18 protein-coding genes are annotated in these 16741 nt (G+C 35.9%); 12 read left to right on the forward strand and 6 right to left on the reverse strand.

All coding sequences use genetic code 11. The features are described 5' to 3' along the window. Positions 1-219 precede the first annotated feature (219 nt). Entirely contained in the window at positions 220-729 is a 510-nt protein-coding gene (locus tag H4K33_RS01140; protein WP_255493513.1) for a DUF2199 domain-containing protein, read from the forward strand. Positions 730-791: 62 nt separating this feature from the next. Here H4K33_RS01140 and H4K33_RS01145 read toward each other — a convergent pair whose 3' ends face one another. The 6 genes from H4K33_RS01145 to H4K33_RS01170 form a co-directional block, all read right to left on the reverse strand. Then, entirely contained in the window at positions 792-1616 is an 825-nt protein-coding gene (locus H4K33_RS01145) for a hypothetical protein (protein WP_182646667.1), read from the reverse strand. 249 nt (positions 1617-1865) lie between these two features. Further along, positions 1866-3440 carry a DHA2 family efflux MFS transporter permease subunit gene (locus H4K33_RS01150; RefSeq protein ID WP_182646668.1) on the reverse strand — a complete coding sequence of 525 codons (1575 nt, stop codon included), beginning with the start codon at positions 3438-3440 and terminating at the stop codon, positions 1866-1868. Between the two features lie 11 nt (positions 3441-3451). After that, on the reverse strand, positions 3452-4597 hold the full coding sequence (locus H4K33_RS01155; protein WP_182646669.1) for an HlyD family secretion protein: 1146 nt from the start codon (positions 4595-4597) through the stop codon (positions 3452-3454). A 1-nt stretch (position 4598) separates the two neighbouring features. Further along, positions 4599-5918: a TolC family protein gene (locus H4K33_RS01160; RefSeq protein ID WP_182646670.1), complete on the reverse strand. Its 1320-nt coding sequence runs from the start codon at positions 5916-5918 to the stop codon at positions 4599-4601. After that, positions 5905-6537 carry a TetR/AcrR family transcriptional regulator gene (locus H4K33_RS01165; RefSeq protein WP_182646671.1) on the reverse strand — a complete coding sequence of 211 codons (633 nt, stop codon included), beginning with the start codon at positions 6535-6537 and terminating at the stop codon, positions 5905-5907. Before H4K33_RS01165 ends, H4K33_RS01160 begins: the two co-directional genes overlap by 14 nt. 553 nt (positions 6538-7090) lie before the next feature. Then, positions 7091-7462 carry a hypothetical protein gene (locus H4K33_RS01170; RefSeq protein WP_220485276.1) on the reverse strand — a complete coding sequence of 124 codons (372 nt, stop codon included), beginning with the start codon at positions 7460-7462 and terminating at the stop codon, positions 7091-7093. A gap of 254 nt (positions 7463-7716) precedes the next feature. Here H4K33_RS01170 and H4K33_RS01175 point away from each other — a divergent pair, with 254 nt between their 5' ends. The 11 genes from H4K33_RS01175 to H4K33_RS01225 all read left to right on the forward strand — a co-directional run bounded on the left by H4K33_RS01175 (position 7717) and on the right by H4K33_RS01225 (position 16727). Beyond that, positions 7717-8832 carry an SPFH domain-containing protein gene (locus H4K33_RS01175; protein ID WP_182646673.1) on the forward strand — a complete coding sequence of 372 codons (1116 nt, stop codon included), beginning with the start codon at positions 7717-7719 and terminating at the stop codon, positions 8830-8832. A 73-nt stretch (positions 8833-8905) separates the two neighbouring features. Continuing rightward, a complete protein-coding gene (locus H4K33_RS01180) occupies positions 8906-9994 on the forward strand; it encodes a hypothetical protein (RefSeq protein ID WP_182646674.1) in 1089 nt (362 codons plus the stop codon). 95 nt (positions 9995-10089) lie between these two features. Further along, the gene (locus H4K33_RS01185) at positions 10090-10722 is read left to right on the forward strand and encodes a hypothetical protein (RefSeq protein ID WP_182646675.1); all 633 of its coding nucleotides are present in this window, start codon (positions 10090-10092) and stop codon (positions 10720-10722) included. Between the two features lie 101 nt (positions 10723-10823). Then, complete coding sequence (locus tag H4K33_RS01190) at positions 10824-11405, forward strand: HPP family protein (protein WP_220485277.1); 582 nt, start codon at positions 10824-10826, stop codon at positions 11403-11405. Positions 11406-11899: 494 nt separating this feature from the next. Continuing rightward, positions 11900-12244 (forward strand): hydrogenase maturation nickel metallochaperone HypA, encoded by a 345-nt coding sequence (locus H4K33_RS01195; protein ID WP_182646676.1) that lies wholly within the window; start codon positions 11900-11902, stop codon positions 12242-12244. Between the two features lie 10 nt (positions 12245-12254). Further along, complete coding sequence (hypB, locus tag H4K33_RS01200) at positions 12255-12962, forward strand: hydrogenase nickel incorporation protein HypB (RefSeq protein WP_182646677.1); 708 nt, start codon at positions 12255-12257, stop codon at positions 12960-12962. 6 nt (positions 12963-12968) lie between these two features. Continuing rightward, the gene (locus tag H4K33_RS01205; RefSeq protein WP_182646678.1) at positions 12969-13427 is read left to right on the forward strand and encodes an urease accessory protein UreE; all 459 of its coding nucleotides are present in this window, start codon (positions 12969-12971) and stop codon (positions 13425-13427) included. A gap of 10 nt (positions 13428-13437) precedes the next feature. Further along, entirely contained in the window at positions 13438-14436 is a 999-nt protein-coding gene (locus tag H4K33_RS01210) for an ABC transporter substrate-binding protein (protein ID WP_182646679.1), read from the forward strand. Positions 14437-14438: 2 nt separating this feature from the next. Continuing rightward, on the forward strand, positions 14439-15449 hold the full coding sequence (locus H4K33_RS01215) for an iron ABC transporter permease (protein ID WP_182646680.1): 1011 nt from the start codon (positions 14439-14441) through the stop codon (positions 15447-15449). Next, entirely contained in the window at positions 15437-16228 is a 792-nt protein-coding gene (locus H4K33_RS01220) for an ABC transporter ATP-binding protein (RefSeq protein ID WP_182646681.1), read from the forward strand. The genes H4K33_RS01215 and H4K33_RS01220 overlap by 13 nt, the downstream gene beginning before the upstream one ends. After that, positions 16221-16727 (forward strand): GNAT family N-acetyltransferase, encoded by a 507-nt coding sequence (locus H4K33_RS01225; RefSeq protein ID WP_182646682.1) that lies wholly within the window; start codon positions 16221-16223, stop codon positions 16725-16727. The genes H4K33_RS01220 and H4K33_RS01225 overlap by 8 nt, the downstream gene beginning before the upstream one ends. Positions 16728-16741: the final 14 nt, after the last annotated feature.

Here is a 16741-nt window from a genome sequence, read left to right on the forward strand (position 1 = left end):
TGATTTAAAAGCAGTCGTTGTGTTTCTAATGTGAGTGTTAGCATTTTACTTTTTTACCTAAAAACAAACATTTTATCGCCATCTTTTATGCAAAAAAAGGAGCGATAAAATTGTATCTTCGTTTTTTATTTCATCCAATCCTAGATTTTAAGTACTTGAATAATTTAGCACGATTCATTACTAGTAAATAGAATTAAATCTGGATTAGAATTACTATAAATGATGACATATACATGTGAACAATGTGGACAGGAACATGAAGATTGGCCTGCCTTAGTTTTTAAAGCCCCGGATCCGTATTTAGCCTTATCAGAAGAGGATAGAGAGAAAGCCGAATTGACCAAAGAAATCTGTTGTATAGAAGAGGAGGATGGAACTAATCAATGGTATATTCGTGGCGTATTAACGCAATATGTTTACGATGCCTGCCAATATCTTGATTATGGCGTATGGGTAAGTTTAAGTGAGGCAAGTATCAAAGATTACTATGAGCATTATGAAGACAAAACATATAAAACCACTTATTTTGGCTGGCTTGTAACGAATCTTCCCAATTATCCAGCAAATACAACCTTTGGTCTGCCAACAAATGTAGAAGTTGATAACAGCAAAGGAATTCCGACAATTCTTCCACACAAAAAAGGAGATTCCATTTTTATTGAAGAGTTTTACGACGGTATTTCTACAGCAGAAGCATTGCTGAGAATAGAGGCGATCATCAATAAATAATGATGTTTTTAAAATAGAAAAAAGAGGCTTATCAGCCTCTTTTTTTATTAGTTCGCATGATACTAGTTTTCTTTTAATTCGACTCTAAAGTCTTGTGGTGTAGAATAGGCTTGTAAAACATAATCTTGTCCTGCATACGTAAAACTCACTTTGCTAGGCATTGGTGTAGTTCCATTTCCAATAACTATTTCATACGCATGTTGTGGATTGGATGGATTAATAGGAGTAGGCGTATGGATATATACTGGATCATTAGCAGGTCCGTGATTTCCAACATATCTCCAATCACCAAAGGTTGAAGGTGGAGTAGGTTTAGTAGGATGTAAAAAATTAAATTTTAAAAGACCACTTGTTACAATATTCCCCCCATCATAAATATCATATGCAATAAAAAACACTTTTCCATATTCATATAAAAAGGCTCTCTCAACAGGCGTAGCCGTTTTTATATCAATAAAGTATTGACTTAAATTAGGCGATCCAGATGTCAGGATAGGTGAATTGGCTGTATGAGATAAATTACTTTGAGGAGGTACAACAGTTGCATTTGTACTTGGGATAAATCTGATATACGGTTGACTAATATTGGGAAAAATGTTTGGTAAATTGTTCATATCCCATCCATTGTAGAATCCAAAAGAATTGAGATGAGCAATACCGCGAGCAGGACCAACAAAAGAGCCGAATTTCAACAAAAGATTGGTCCTATTGGCAAATCGATAAGGTCCAGTTGCACAACATGTTCCTCTAATCGGTGATTCATAAGTGATTCCTGTACTAGAATCGATAGTCGTGATTTCTTTATTTGCTTCTTGCTCTTTGTCCATACTATCAGTTGAACATGAATACAGCATTACTCCTAGAAGTACTAAAAAAACTCTTTTCATATGGTTTGTTATTAAAATTAATTAACTTAAAATTAAAACAAAAACTCTTACGATTAACATAAAATTAATAAAAATATAAAAATTATTTACCCTATATTCCTATTGGATTATAAATCAATTCGTCAAATATGGTTTACTTAATTTTGGAGTGGTTTTCTGTTTAAATAAAAAGAATCATACTGAGGAAATCAAATAGCTGAAATCAAATAAAAAACAAAGGAGGATCTTTTTAGATCCTCCTTTGTTTTATTAATGTCCTGCGCCAGCGATAATTTTACCTGCTCCTTTTTTGATAAGGATGAGGATAAAGGGAATACAAATCAAGAATAGTACACCTAAGAACATAAAGACATCCATATAGGTTAGTACAGTTGCTTGTTTGGTAACCCCAAGATCTAACAGGGTATAGGCTTTCTGCAGTGCTTCATCTGTTGTAAAACCTTTGGCTATAAAACTTTGCTGTAGGGTAGCTACGCGATTTTGCACTTCTAAGGATGCCGAATCTAAGTGACTAACTAATGCCAAGCGGTGGTTAACCGTCCAACGAGAGATAAAAGTTGTAATTAAGGCAATACCAAAAGATCCACCTAATTGACGCATCATCCCCGTGAAGGCAGCTCCTTCGCCAATTTGTTTATTTCTCAAGTTAGAGAGCGAAAGCGTTGTGATAGGTACAAAGAGCAATCCTAAACCAACACCACGTACAACTAAAGGCCAAAAGAAATGTTCACTTCCTGTGTCAGGAGTAAGAATATTATGTGCCCAGAAACTGTATACAAAGAAGACTAAAAACCCAGCAGCCACTAAGTATTTTGGAGGTACACCTCGTTGTAACATCCTCGCAATAAAAGGCATCATCAAGGCCGTCATTAAAGAACTTGGCACCAGTAGCATTCCTGCATCAGTTGCTGTCCAACCTAAGATTGATTGAGTATAAATCGGAATAATAAAAGTCGATCCATATAATCCAAACCCTAAGATAAATGATAATACTGTACCAATAGCTAAGTTAGAATCTTTGAGCACCCGTAAATTAACAATGGGTTTCTCGCAAGTTAATTCTCTCCAAATAAAGAAGAAAAAGCCCAAAACAGAGGTAACAGATAAGGTTAAAATAGTCGCATTTTCAAACCAATCATCTTGTTGTCCGTGTTCTAGTACATATTGCAAAGATCCTACAGCAATCGCCAACAAGATAATACCGAGAAAATCCACTTCATTCAACCTGCTTTTTTCTGCATACCTTGGACTTTTAACATAGAGTAGAGTAAGTACAGTTGCTATAATACCTATAGGTACATTAATATAGAAAATAAAAGGCCAGGAATAATTATCTATAATATATCCTCCTAATGGTGGACCTAAGGTAGGACCAACAATAACTCCCATACCGTAAATTGCCTGCGCAATACCTCTTTTTTCAACGGGATAACTTTCAGTTATAATAGTTTGTGAGGTAACCAATAAAGCACCACCACCTAGACCTTGTATAAATCGAAAGAGTATAATTTCCCATAAAGTAGTAGAATATCCACACAAAAAAGAGGCAACGGTAAAGATGATTATAGAAGCTGCAAAATAGTTGCGTCTTCCAAATTGCTGTGAGAGCCAACTCGTCATTGGCACTACAATTACATTGGCAATGGCGTAGGCGGTAACCACCCATGCAATATCGGTTAATGAAACCCCAATACTCCCTTTCATGTCATTCATAGCTACATTGACAATCGTGGTATCCACGATTTCAAGTAGCGCACAAAGAATGGCTGTAACTGTAATGATGATGCGACGATAGCCGTGTTCTACTAAGCTTTCTTCACTCATAATTGTTTTGTTTAGCGTCCGCTTTTAATGTTTACGTCAATATCTACATTCATTCCCGGTTTAACGTGAACTAACATTTCATCTTGTGGATTAGTAAATGTAATTTTCACAGGAATACGCTGTACTGTCTTAACAAAGTTACCTGAAGCATTATCCGGCGGAAGTAAAGCAAACTTTGCTCCAGTAGCGGGCGACATTGAGTTTATAATTCCTTCAAACTTGTGTTTTGGGAAAGCATCTACTTTGATACTTACTGTTTGTCCTTCGCGCATGTACTGCATTTGTGTCTCTTTAAAGTTGGCTACAACCCAAATATTATTTTTTTGAACTGTATTAAAAAGACCTTGACCAGGTTGAATTAATTGTCCTGCCTGCAAGTTAATTTTAGAAACCTGACCATCTTCTTTAGCTGTAATTACAGTATACGACAAGTACAATTCGGCGTGATCTAAATTGGCTTTCGCTTGCTCTACCATAGCTTTAGCAGCATCAATTTGAGATGTTGAAGCAACCGCTTGAGATTTGCTAATATTCACTTGTTGCGCAACAGCATTCGCTTGTTTTTCAACAGCTTTCAATTGCTCTTTTAAAACAATAACTTGTTTCTCTGCTGTTTCTTTGGCTGCCAAGGCTTGTTCATATTGTTGTTTGGTAATTGATTGTGTTTTAAACAAACGATCATAACGATCATAGTCGTTAGTTGCTCTCCACAATTGCGTTTTAGCCGCTTCAATATTCGCTTGTGCGGTAGCTACATTGGCTTGTGCAGTTGAAGCACCTGCTTGAGAAGACAATACTGTTGACTGACTCGTTGTTTGTCCTGCTTGTGCTACTTCTAATTGACTCAATGCTGCCTGATAATTCGCTTTGGCTTGTTGAACTTGAATTGCATATTCGGTATCATCCAATTGTATTAAAGTATCTCCTCGTTGAACGACTTGATTGTCTTGGATATAAATCTTTTTGATATAACCCGGAATTTTTGAAACGATCGGTGTGATTTTTGTTTCTACTTGTGCATCATCGGTTGTTTCATGAGATAATGCATGGATGTATTTATAAACACCAAATCCACCTCCAAATAGGACAATTGCTCCTAAGGCAAGAATGAATTTTTTGTTTAGTGGTTTTTTATACGGTTGATTATTTGTTTCCATCTTAATTTTTTACATCTAAATTGTCTACTAGTTTACCTGTTTTATAAGCGTATTGATACAAGGTCAACATTTCATCTGCCTGACCAAACATGTGATCAATTTGTGCTTGTAGTTGTTGTACATCGGCTTCTAATAACTGATCCGTATCTGTTAAGCCATTGTCGTATTTGTCTTTTACAATGCGGTAATTTTCATTAGCTTGTACCAATGCTTTTGCCAATACAGCATTCTTTTTTAATACAAGTTCATAAGCATTGTACGCTTCTTCAATTTCAACTTTAGCACCATCTGCAACAAGTTGTGCTTGATAATCTAATTCAAGTTTATTAGCTTTTGCTTTATTAACTTCTGTCTTGTTTTTAAACAACTGCGTTAAATCATATTTTAGTCCAACACCAACACTGGTTGCATTAGTGATAGTTACAACCTTATCTAACTGTATGGCTGAGTAACCTGCAGTTAAACCAATAGAAGGGTAATAATTTCCCCTTGCAATTTGAATAGCTGTTGTTGCAATATCTTCCATTTGCTGGCTGCGTTGAACATCTTTTCTTCCCATATAATCACCATCTTTGGTAGGAAAGATTTCCACTGCTTGTGCTTTCTGTACGACAGGAATTTCACCTTGAGGCAAATCCAAGAGTGTGCGTATACGAGAAATAAGATTTTGCAAGGTGTTTTTTGTTTCTTCTAAGGATAACTCTACATTAGCTTCTTGAAGTTGAGTGCGCAAGAAGTCATTGCGAGCAATTAAACCATTGTCTAAAAAATGTTGAAAATCTTCCGTACGTTGATGGGCGCGTTTTAGATTTTCCGTCAATAAAACAATAGATTCTTGTGTTTTGTACAACGCGAAGTAGAGGTTAATTGTCTGATAGACTACATTTTCGGTTGTTGAGGCTTCGGTGAGTTGTGCAAGTGCATAGTACTGCTTACTTTGCTTCACCGCGTTGGTAATTTTAAACCCACTAAAAAGCGGGAGATTTGCTTTCGCTTGAGCAATCATCATATGCTCGGGTTTTACTTCAGGCATCTGTTTCCCTTCTTCAGAAGGCAAGGCGACTTTTAGATTAATATCTGTGCCATCAAAAAGTCGATTGTATGAGCCTGATACTTCTAATTCGGGATAGCGCATGTTTTGTGCACTGTGAATTTGAAGTTTAGCAGCCTCCGTACTTGCTTTTACCTTTTTTATCTCTTTGCCATTTTGTAAGCTTAGTGCAATTGCCTGATCCAAGGTGAGTGGCGTTGGAGTAGGAGCCTGAGCAAATACTTGACAAACAAATAAGGAAGCAAGTAAGGCGTAATTACTTCTGTTCATTGTAGATTAGTATTGATTTAAAGGATTGAATTAAATAAGGATATATATGTTGTTTGATGTACAAACTATATGCTTCGTGATCAGGTAAATTCCAATAATCGGACAACATTTGTTCATGGTGAATTAAATAGCTAATAATTCCCATTGCAAATACGACAAAAACAATAGCATCAGGTTTCGCCAAGAACAATCTTGTGGCATAACCTTCTTCTATAAATTGGTTGATATTCTGAAGAATTTCTCGTTTAAGTAGGGTGATTCCTTCCGATATGGCGGGTTGATTTTCTTTTCGTGTCAATTGATTCATTAACAAAATATGGAAGTCCGAGTTCTGGAGTTGAACAGCCATCATGTGCTCTACAAAAGCCAATAACTTTTCCATGGGATTGAGTTCTACATTCCCCGTTAAATCGACTAATTTCTCACGCGTTCGCGTTAATCGGATTTCAAAAAGAGCACCCACCATGGCACTTTTTGATCCAAAGTAATAATTAACCATGGCTACATTAATCCCCGCTGCTTTGGAAATATCGCGTATACTCGTACCATCAATTCCCTTTTGAGAAAATAGTTCTTCTGCTATAAGTAAAATCTCCTTTTGCTTGTCATTCAATGCCATGATACATATTTAAATAGAGCACAAAATTAAACAAACGTTTAATTGAATTTTATATTTTATTCATTTTTTTTCATATAAAATGATTTAAATTCATTGAAATCTATACTTAGGTGAATTTAATGTAATTGTAAGTTTTTGATTTACTGTAAATTAGAAGTTTTAGGTATATTCTAAAAATATAGCACTAGTAGTAAAGCTCAAAAGGATTCTGCAATTCAAACGACTATACGTGTGAATTTATACGTTGAATAAAAAGTTATAATGTAGATAAAGGGTGAATTGAGAATAAGAAAGGAAGATTATTATTCTACCCTAAACGGTATAGCGCTATCCTAGAAGCAATTTATGATCTTACAAGTTTTGAGCATAGTTAGAAGAAGTTATGGCGAATACCTTGAAATATTAGAGAAGAGAAGGAATAATAATTTGAAGAATAGTTGGTTTTTGCTTAGCTACTCCAATAAATAAGAGTACAGAATGGCTAGATTTTGATAATTATTGTTTTATAATAAAAAAGCACCCTTAATTAAAGGGTGCTTCTGGAATATTAAACTTAAAATCTATCTACAATAAGGTCAGGATCCTTTATTAAATCTTTGTCAAGAGGAGTAGTAAATATTGAACTTCTTGTAATGCTTATCACATAGAAATAGTCTGTATATCTATCTGTAATTCTTCCATATTGGCAGATCTGGTCTCTTAATCTGTCGTGTACAAAATCTGTAACTCTTGGTTTGGTAGGCAAGTTTACAGGCACTGATACCATTACTTCATACTTTACATAGCGAAAATCATTAGGATTGGTAATCTCATTTCCATTAGAGTCACAAGTGTAGTACGTAAACATTTTCCATTGATATAATTGCTCAGGAGGCATAGGGTAGAACTCTGTCTGAGCAAAAGCTCCCATAGAGCAGAACAGCACAAGGAATAAAAATAATTTTTTCATAATATTTAATATTTATTGTTGGTTTGTTAAACTTAATTAATAAAAAATTACAAAAAAAACAAACAAAATTATATTTAACAAAGCACATAGTTTTGCTCCTTTTATTCTTAAAATAAACTTAATTTATTTCCCCATCCAAAGAAAAAAACTAAAATTCAATTAATGAAAAAAATTAGATAAAATCTGTTATTTTTACATACAATACACGTCTAATAGGAAAAAGAAAAAATATGAATTTGTTTAAGCGATTAACCAATGAATTCATTGATATCATTGAATTCTTAGATCCAACTCAAAATACAATTGTTCACCGTTTTGAACGTTTTCAAAATGAGATAAAGAACAATGCAAAGCTTATCGTTCGCGAAGGGCAAATGGCAGTATTCATCAACGAAGGTCAATTGGCGGATGTTTTTCGTCCAGGTACATATACTTTAAATACGCAAAACCTGCCTATTTTAGCAACCCTAAAAGGCTGGAAATACGGATTTAACAGTCCTTTTAAGGCAGAGGTATACTTTGTAAATACCAAGACTTTCATTGATCAACGTTGGGGAACTAAAAATCCAATTATTCTCAATGACAATCGTTTTGGTATGATTGAGGTACGTGCTTTTGGAACGTATACTTTTAAAATTTCAGATCCAGGGCAATTTATCAGAGAGATTGTCGGTACAACAGGAACTTTTACTACAGAATTGATTACTGAACAATTGAGAAGCGTGATTGTTACGCGTTTTACGGACTCCATTGGTGAGGCTAATCTGCCTATTGAAAATTATGCAGCCAACCTCAATGAGTTATCATCTGCGATTTTCAACTATATGCGCGACGATTTTGGTGTGTATGGCATGGATGTAACTAAGTTCTTAATTGAAAATGTATCGATGCCTGAAGAGGTGAAGAAGGAAATTTTCGAATTAAGTCGTTTGAACCATATTGATTTGAATAAATTCACCCAAATGAAAGCAGCTAAGGCAATGGAAGCAGCTGCAAATAATCCTTCTGGAGTTGCAGGAGCAGGAGTGGGCATGGGGGCAGGTTTTGCGATGGCCAATCAATTTGGACAAGCAATGGCTCAAAATCAAGCTGCCGCTCAACCAACAGGAGCAACTACACCACCACCTTTACCAGGCACTGCAGTTGTTCAGTATTTTGTTGCTGTTAATGGACAACAAACAGGGCCGTTTGACAGCAATACGCTGCAACAATTAGTAACGCAAGGGCAATTGAATCGCGATACGTTAGTGTGGAAAAACGGAATGAGTAATTGGGAAAAAGCAGGTGATCAGAGTGATTTGAATGCGCTGTGGGGTCAAACACCTCCACCATTGCCAACAATGTAGTTTTAATAGACTTTGATTTATTAACCAAGGAAAGAGTATTCAATCAATAAACTGTTTTTAATCTATTCAAACCGTGATATCGGAAGAAAATAAACACAATATAGCAGAAGCAAGTTCTTGTAATTCTTGTGGTGCATCTATGACGTATAAGCCAGGATCTCAAATGCTTGTTTGCGACTACTGTGGTAGTACAAAGAAAATAGAAACTGGAGGTGCTAGTATTAATGAACGAGATTTTCTCAGTTTTATGCAAAACTATGAGAAAGAGAGTTTTACCACGACAAAAGTAGTTGAGTGTTATACTTGTCATGCAAAAACAACAATCAATGAACATCTAAAGTCTATGAGTTGCCCGTATTGTTCGAGTCCTTTGGTAGAAAAGAACATACATGAAGAGCGTTATATTAAACCCGAATATATTGCGCCTTTTATCGTAGATAAAGGTCAAGTGGCTCATTTATTACACGGTTGGATCAAAGGGTTATGGTTTGCTCCAAATAAAATCCAGCGCGGACTGTTTTCTCCGGAGAATCTCAAAGGCGTCTATGTACCCTTTTGGACGTATGACATGCAAACGTATACGCAATATAGTGGAGAAAGAGGAGATGCCTACTACGTCACAGTTGGCAGCGGAGAAAATAAAAGAAGAGAGCGTCGTATTTCTTGGAAAAATGTACAAGGAACGGTCTCTTATTTCTACGATGATCTTTTAATTTCTGGAAATAAAACCCTGAAAGCTGATTTGCTTCAATCAATTTCATCTAGTTGGAATCCCAAGGCTATTCAGCCGATAAAAGAGGATTATTTAAAGGGCTTTATTACAGAAAAATATCAAATTGATATCAAAGAAGCATATGATCAAGCCAGAAATATCGTCTATCAACACGAAAGAGAACGTGTACGTAGAGCTATTGGCGGTGATCAACAACGCATCCATCGCACAGATACGGATTTATCTCAGATTACCTTTAAACATATTCTTTTACCTCTCTATGTCAGTACGTTTACTTATAGAAATAAAAAATATACCTACTATGTCAATGGTGTAACGGGAAAAGTTAGTGGGGAACAGCCTTATAGTGCTTGGAAAATTGGCTGTACAACAGTTCTGGTTATTCTTGTGCTAATTCTCTTTATTTATTTCATTTCAAATAGCAAGTAATTTATATAAATCACGGAGCATGAAGAGTATATACTCTTCATGCTCCGTGTATTGTAATATTTAATTTAAACGAATCAAATTTACCACAATCTCCAATGAAAGTTAAGTTACTCCTTCTTGTTGTTTTTTTGTTGATTACTGGGGCTTTATCAGCTCAAATTCAAACTTCTACTTATTTTCCAGCAGACAAAAAGTACAGGGAGTTTATTGATGAAACGGGTAATCCATTACCTGGAAATCCAGTGATGATTATTCAATCGTTTGTGCCTAATTACGGTAGTTATGTTTGGTATCTCAATGAAAATAGAGCAAAAAAATCCTCTTTTTTAGATGCTGATCCAAAAGATTTATTTGGTGGAATTTACCTTGAAGATCACGGTGGATTACTGGAGCAAATTACCTTCAAAGATTTTGCACAAGGTTTAGCTCAACCTATATATTTACTTTCTTTTTGTCAAGTAACTGATGCAGACCACAATGGTTTTCCAGAGTTTTATTTAACCTATTTTGAGGAGTCAGACGGCTTAGATGCTAAGCCCTTAAAAGTTCTTGTCTATACTCAAAATAAGGATAAAAAAATTGTAAAGGCAAAGCTTACGGGATGGATTGCCTATCAAGAAGAAGATTCTTATCGAGAGGAAGAGGATGCGAATTTTAAGCAATTGTCACAAGCTATTCGCCTAAACGCACAAAAGCTCTTAAAGAGCGCACAACAAACGCTTAATTAAGAAAAGGATATTATTCAGTAAAAAAGTACACATTAGATCATGTAATTTTTGATTTTCCATTTTGAGATGCACTATATTTGCATGCCTAAAAAATCAAATTCATGTCACTGAAAAAGAATAAAGTGTACCGTAGAACACGATATTTGCTGTACAAAGAAACCTTAGTGGATTTTAAAGAACACTGTTGGGCCTTTATTGGTTCTTTTATTGGTTTAGGAACGATTTGTTACTTGCATTTTGAGACTTTCAACCACTATGATTTAACGCTCTTAATTGGTTCTTTTGGAGCAAGTTGTGTTTTAATTTATGGGGCTATTGGAAGTCCACTAGCTCAGCCTAAAAATTTATTCTTCGGACATTTAATTTCTGCAATTATTGGTGTTACAATATATAAACTTCTTGGAGACTATATTTGGGTTGCAGCCCCTTTAGCGGTTTCTTTATCTATTATTGGTATGCAAATGGCCAAATCGTTACACCCGCCGGGAGGTGCTACTGCGTTAATTGCAGTAACAGGAGGGAGTACAATAACAAATCTTGGTTATAGCTATGTATTTTCTCCTGTACTAACAGGGGTAACAATCTTATTTATAGCCGCCCTCATTTTTAATAATATTCCGCATAAGCGTCAATATCCCGTAAAATCTTTTATTCGCTTCCACAAGCGAAATAAATTACAATAAAAGCTTATAAACGCCCCATCTAACATCAGGTGGGGCGTTTATTTATCACTGCTTTGGTCATTCTACCAGTTTGTTTAATGGCCCTACTGCAATTAAACAACTAAGCAATTGAATTTTATCCACAAAAGAAAGATAAATCCCTTATTTATGGTAGAAAATTCAAGATTTGTGCTATTTTATATAAACTACTCTTTTTACTTTTGTGCCGTTAAAAGGATCAATATGATTGATAGTTAAAGCATTTTTAATTATTTCAAGGTGATTATTCAAATGCATATTTCTTTAATGTGTTTTGTCAAGAAAAGTGAAAGTAGGAGAATCTTAATTCACAAACTGTACTGACGTAATCAACCTTAATCAATACACTACTAAGATGTAGTTTACTTGTAATGAATTCCTTCAAATTCTCAAGTAAACGAAAAGAAGTACAGCTAAAAAGTGTAGATTCCTTTTGGAGTTAGATAAGAATAAGTATAGAGTAAAGACCGTAAGCGATGCATGAATTGTCAATCGTGAAGGATATTTTTGCTACACTGGAAGAGCATTACAAAGCTAAGGTAGAAGATATCCAAAAAGTAGAAATTACAGCAGGGTTGTTGTCGAATGTACAACCTGTTTTAATACAAAATGCCTTTGATGCTTTTATTACAGAGCATCAAATGTACAAGCATATGGAATTAGAGGTTGTTGTACAAGATATTTTGGCGCATTGTACCAGCTGTAATCGAGATTTTAAGGTGGAGTACCACCGGTTTGTCTGTTCCTGTGGAACACCTTCTACAACAATTGTACAAGGCAATGAACTCTATATTTCAAAAGTAATAGTACGAACAACTTAAAAAAACACGTATGGCATCAAATCCAAAGAGTTTAGGTAATCGCGTGGGTTCCTTACAATGTGATAACACGACATTACATTTATTAAAAGCCAATGATTTTGTGGCGAAAGCAATTAGAGAACGTCTAAAGGACATTTGTGTAATTAATGTTTGTTCTTCCCCCGGATCTGGCAAGACCACTCTGATGCAAGAGACGGGAAAGCGTTTGGGAAAAGAGTTAAATATTGCTGTTTTAGTTGGAGATCCGGAAACAGATCGCGATGCAGCTCGTATGAAAGAAGTAGGATTAAATGCTCTTCAAATTGTTACGGGTGGCATGTGTCATATTGAAGCTCAAATGATTCTTCAGGCTTTAGATCATATTGATTTAGAAGGAGTTGATTTGTTGTTTATTGAAAATGTAGGGAATCTATTATGTCCTTCTGCATTTGATTTAGGCGAGGATTATCGCGTAACCTTACTTGCTACAACAGAAGGCGATGATAAACCTAAAAAATATCCGCGCATGTTCTTGACCAGTGAGTTAATGTTAGTTTCAAAAGCTGATCTATTACCTTATGTTCCTTTTACTGTAGAAAATGTAACGCAAGATGCTAGAGAAGTTAACCCTAATATTGAGGTATTGACTATTAGTACCTTGAATGGAGAAGGCATTGATGCTTGGTGTAACTGGTTAAAAGAACGAGTGAAAGCAAAAAAAGCAAACATCGGACAATAGGTAACCATGCAGCAAGTAATTTACATTGATGCTGTCCAACCTCAAGATACGCGCATCACAGGTGTTGATCTATTGGAAATCGAATGGTTCGAAATAGAAAAACACTTGTTTAAACGCTCAACTCTTGGAGAGAAGGTTATTCATTTAGAACGAGAATCAAATCGCGATTGGCAACAGGGTGATGCACTATATTCCAATGGGAAATTAATTGCTCAACTTGAGATAAAACCTGCATTAGCGATTCAGTTTACCTCAGATAGTGGAGAAGAAATAGCTGATTTTTCATTTTACATTGGCAATCGACATTTACCTGTATTTATAGCAAAGGAGGGTGAACATCTTTTAGTGCCTTATGATGGAAATCTATACGAACAATTACTCGCTAAATTCCCCACTCAAATTACTTTAGAAAAAAAACAATTACTAGCGTGCATGCTTTTGAAAAAGAAGTATAGCAAACCCTAATTTCCCCTGTATGAAAGCAAAATATTTAGTTTCTATTTTCTTGTTTATTAGCCTTTTGCAAGCTTGTAAGCAAAATACAAGTTCTAGTGTAACTACCCCCTCAGATACTGCTGTTCAAGCCACAGATAGTCGAGGTAAGCTAATTACTTTAGCAAAACCCGCCACCCGTGTCATTGCACTATATGAAGCTTTAGTTGATGATGTTTTTATGTTAGATGCACAAGATAAGCTAGTTGGCATTCCACAGCAGATTTACTTAAATGAAGATACCTATGCCTTCTTGTCTACTTTAGATCATCGCATGGCTAAAAAAGAAATCGCGACACCAACCTTTGGTGGTGGTTCATCTAATGTGGAGTCTATTGTGAGTTTACAACCGGATTTGGTTCTTACTTTTAATCAAGATGCAGATGCTGTAGCACAGTTAGAAAACTTAGGTATTGCTGTTTACACCATTGCAAGCGAAGATGCTGCCGGAATTATCCGCGAACTAGAAGGAATAGGGGTATTACTTGGAAAAGAAGAGAGAGCTAAAAGTATTACCGCCTATATTCAAAAGGAAATAGCAACAATGAACGCCACAAAGATTGACAATCCAAAGAAAGTATACTATGCTTGGTCTAAAGGACGTGTTCTCTCTACTTCTGGTAAAGGAACATTAATGGATAGTGCTATTACACTTTCGGGAGCTATCAATGCTTGTCCGTTAGAAATGCAAGCCCCGAATATTGGTGCGGAAATGTTGTACAAGTGGAACCCAGATCTTATTCTCTTGTGGAATTCAGATGAAAGCGATGTTTACGGACTAAGTGAATTAGCTAATTTACCAGCAGTAGTCAACAAGCAAGTCAAGGTAATGAAACCTTCTTTTTTATATGATCCTCATACGGTAAAATTTTTGCTATTTGCTAAACAAGTCCGACAGTGGAGTTATCCGACATACACAGCAAAAGCTTTAGAAGCCGATCTGATGGAAGCTATGCAAAAGCTATATGTTACTAAAAAGTAGTTATGGAACAGAAGATAAAAGTGCGGTTTAAAATTACCTTGTTGTGGGTGGTTCCCCTTATATTGCTTCTTGGATCCTTGCTATTGGGAACAACAGCAAATCTCACTCCAACAGAATTAGTTCATTATATTGCACAAGTTTTTACTGATGTAGAACACACAACAGATCCAATCCAAACTATTTTATGGAAAGTGAGACTGCCTCGCATTATCTTAACTTTTTTAGTAGGAGCGGCTTTGGCTGCATCTGGTGGGGTATTACAAGCTATTTTTAGAAATCCTATCGTCGATCCTTTTACCTTGGGCATTTCCTCTGGTTCGGCTTTTGGTGCTGCCTTAGCGATGTTGTTTCCCTTTATCTCTGTTAACCTATCTGCTTTTGTTTTTGGAGTTTGTGCGGTACTCTTGACTTATATAGTTTCCTATGCTGGTCAACAAACATCTATCGTAAGCATGGTACTAGCGGGAATTATCGTTTCGGGGGTATTTACAGCCTTGCTAACTTTATTACAATATTTAAGTGATCCCTATAAATTACAAGCTATCGTGCAATGGACGATGGGTAATTTACACACCGCATCTTGGGCAAAAGTACAAACTGCCGCTGGGCCAATCTTAGTTGGGTTAGTTGTTATTTTGCTTTTGCGATGGAAGTTAAACCTTTTAGCTTTAGGAGATAACGAAGCCTTAGCTGTTGGGGTAAACCCTAAATATTTAAAACTAATTCTCATTGGCGTAGCCACCATGATTACAGCTTCTGCAGTGGCAGCTGTTGGTGTAATTAGTTTGTTTGGTTTAATTGTTCCTCATATGAGTCGAATGATTTTTGGTCCCAATAACACCATAGGAGTATGGGCCAATATAAGTATAGGCGGTTCCTTTTTGCTGCTCATTGACGATTTTTCACGTTCAGTTATGCCATTTGAGATTCCCGTTGGCGTATTTACTATGTTAATCGGGGCTCCAATCTTTATTTATCTAATGAAAAAGAGTTTTACTCCATGGAACGCTTAAAAGATTTTATTCGCTTACAAAAAGTATCATTTGCCTACGATAAGAATAATAAGCAATTGGTTTTAAATCAGGTAAATGCTTCCTTTGAAAAAGGAAAACTATCCATCATTTTAGGTAGAAATGGCAGTGGAAAGTCTACCATGTTTACTATTTTGGCTGGTTTAGAAAAGAAGTATGAAGGAGAAATATACATTGATGGTTTATCGCGTAAAGAAACTAAAACACCGTCCATTCGGCTTGGTTTTCTAAATCAATTTCATCAAACCACTTTTCCCTTTACTGTTAGGGAGGTAATCTTAACAGGGCGAGCGTCATTCTCCTCTTTTAAGCCTTCTACAGAAGATCAGAGAGAAGTAGAGGCAATTATTGCTCGTTTTGATCTATCACACCTCATAGATAAACCTTATACCGCATTATCAGGTGGAGAACGTCAGCTGGTTTTACTCTGTAGGGTTTTAGTCCAAAAACCGGATATACTCATGCTAGATGAACCGACAAATCACTTGGATTTACATTATCAGGTAGCAGTGCTACAATGCATCAAACAACTAGCAAACGAAGGAACTACTGTTCTTTGTGTTATGCATGATCCCAATCTCGCTTTTATGTATGGAGAGCGTTTTTATGTTATGCAAAACAACAAACTCGTTGATATACAAGCACTCTCGAGTAATGAAGTACATTCTCTATTAGAAGAAACGTATCAACTGCCTTTACATCTTCTTGATAATCAAGGAAAACGAATGTTTATGCCTTTAATTCAATACAATCATGTCTGAGATTAAGATAACCCCGGTAGGAGCCAATCAGGTAGAAGAAATAGTTACTTACGTTCGCAATTTTCGAAAGGATTTATTTCCCATGCTTGACCATACAAAAATACCCCGTGATGTACTTGAATTCAAAGAAACCTATGTAGATCATCCCCAAGGGTGTTTTTTACAGGCTCACAATACAGAAGGAAAACTAATTGGCGTTATCGGTATGATGCCTTATGACCATCGATTTGAGTATCTCAATTATCAAAATCAAGTAACCGTAGAAGTGGCTCGTCTTTTTGTTGAACCTGCTTACCGTAGAATAGGCTTAGCTACGCATCTATTTCAAGCACTTATTCCAATAGCTCAAAACAAAGGGATTGAACAGCTCTATTTGCATACACATCCTTTTTTAACTGGTGCTTTTGACTACTGGCAAAAACAAGGATTTAAACTCGTAACGACAACTATCGATGGCGATTTTACAACTTTACACATGGATAGAAGTCTCTCGCTGTAAAAGAAAAAGCGAAA

This window comes from Myroides sp. WP-1, from assembly GCF_014145635.1.
Classification (GTDB): domain Bacteria; phylum Bacteroidota; class Bacteroidia; order Flavobacteriales; family Flavobacteriaceae; genus Flavobacterium.

Excerpts from the sequence above, each read along its gene's own strand:
- H4K33_RS01140 (WP_255493513.1), top strand. The coding sequence starts at position 220 with ATGATGACATATACATGTGAACAATGTGGACAGGAACATGAAGATTGG.
- H4K33_RS01145 (WP_182646667.1), bottom strand. The coding sequence starts at position 1,616 with ATGAAAAGAGTTTTTTTAGTACTTCTAGGAGTAATGCTGTATTCATGT.
- H4K33_RS01150 (WP_182646668.1), bottom strand. The coding sequence starts at position 3,440 with ATGAGTGAAGAAAGCTTAGTAGAACACGGCTATCGTCGCATCATCATT.
- H4K33_RS01155 (WP_182646669.1), bottom strand. The coding sequence starts at position 4,597 with ATGGAAACAAATAATCAACCGTATAAAAAACCACTAAACAAAAAATTC.
- H4K33_RS01160 (WP_182646670.1), bottom strand. The coding sequence starts at position 5,918 with ATGAACAGAAGTAATTACGCCTTACTTGCTTCCTTATTTGTTTGTCAA.
- H4K33_RS01165 (WP_182646671.1), bottom strand. The coding sequence starts at position 6,537 with ATGGCATTGAATGACAAGCAAAAGGAGATTTTACTTATAGCAGAAGAA.
- H4K33_RS01175 (WP_182646673.1), top strand. The coding sequence starts at position 7,717 with ATGAATTTGTTTAAGCGATTAACCAATGAATTCATTGATATCATTGAA.
- H4K33_RS01185 (WP_182646675.1), top strand. The coding sequence starts at position 10,090 with ATGAAAGTTAAGTTACTCCTTCTTGTTGTTTTTTTGTTGATTACTGGG.
- H4K33_RS01190 (WP_220485277.1), top strand. The coding sequence starts at position 10,824 with ATGTCACTGAAAAAGAATAAAGTGTACCGTAGAACACGATATTTGCTG.
- H4K33_RS01195 (WP_182646676.1), top strand. The coding sequence starts at position 11,900 with ATGCATGAATTGTCAATCGTGAAGGATATTTTTGCTACACTGGAAGAG.
- hypB (WP_182646677.1), top strand. The coding sequence starts at position 12,255 with ATGGCATCAAATCCAAAGAGTTTAGGTAATCGCGTGGGTTCCTTACAA.
- H4K33_RS01205 (WP_182646678.1), top strand. The coding sequence starts at position 12,969 with ATGCAGCAAGTAATTTACATTGATGCTGTCCAACCTCAAGATACGCGC.
- H4K33_RS01210 (WP_182646679.1), top strand. The coding sequence starts at position 13,438 with ATGAAAGCAAAATATTTAGTTTCTATTTTCTTGTTTATTAGCCTTTTG.
- H4K33_RS01215 (WP_182646680.1), top strand. The coding sequence starts at position 14,439 with ATGGAACAGAAGATAAAAGTGCGGTTTAAAATTACCTTGTTGTGGGTG.
- H4K33_RS01220 (WP_182646681.1), top strand. The coding sequence starts at position 15,437 with ATGGAACGCTTAAAAGATTTTATTCGCTTACAAAAAGTATCATTTGCC.
- H4K33_RS01225 (WP_182646682.1), top strand. The coding sequence starts at position 16,221 with ATGTCTGAGATTAAGATAACCCCGGTAGGAGCCAATCAGGTAGAAGAA.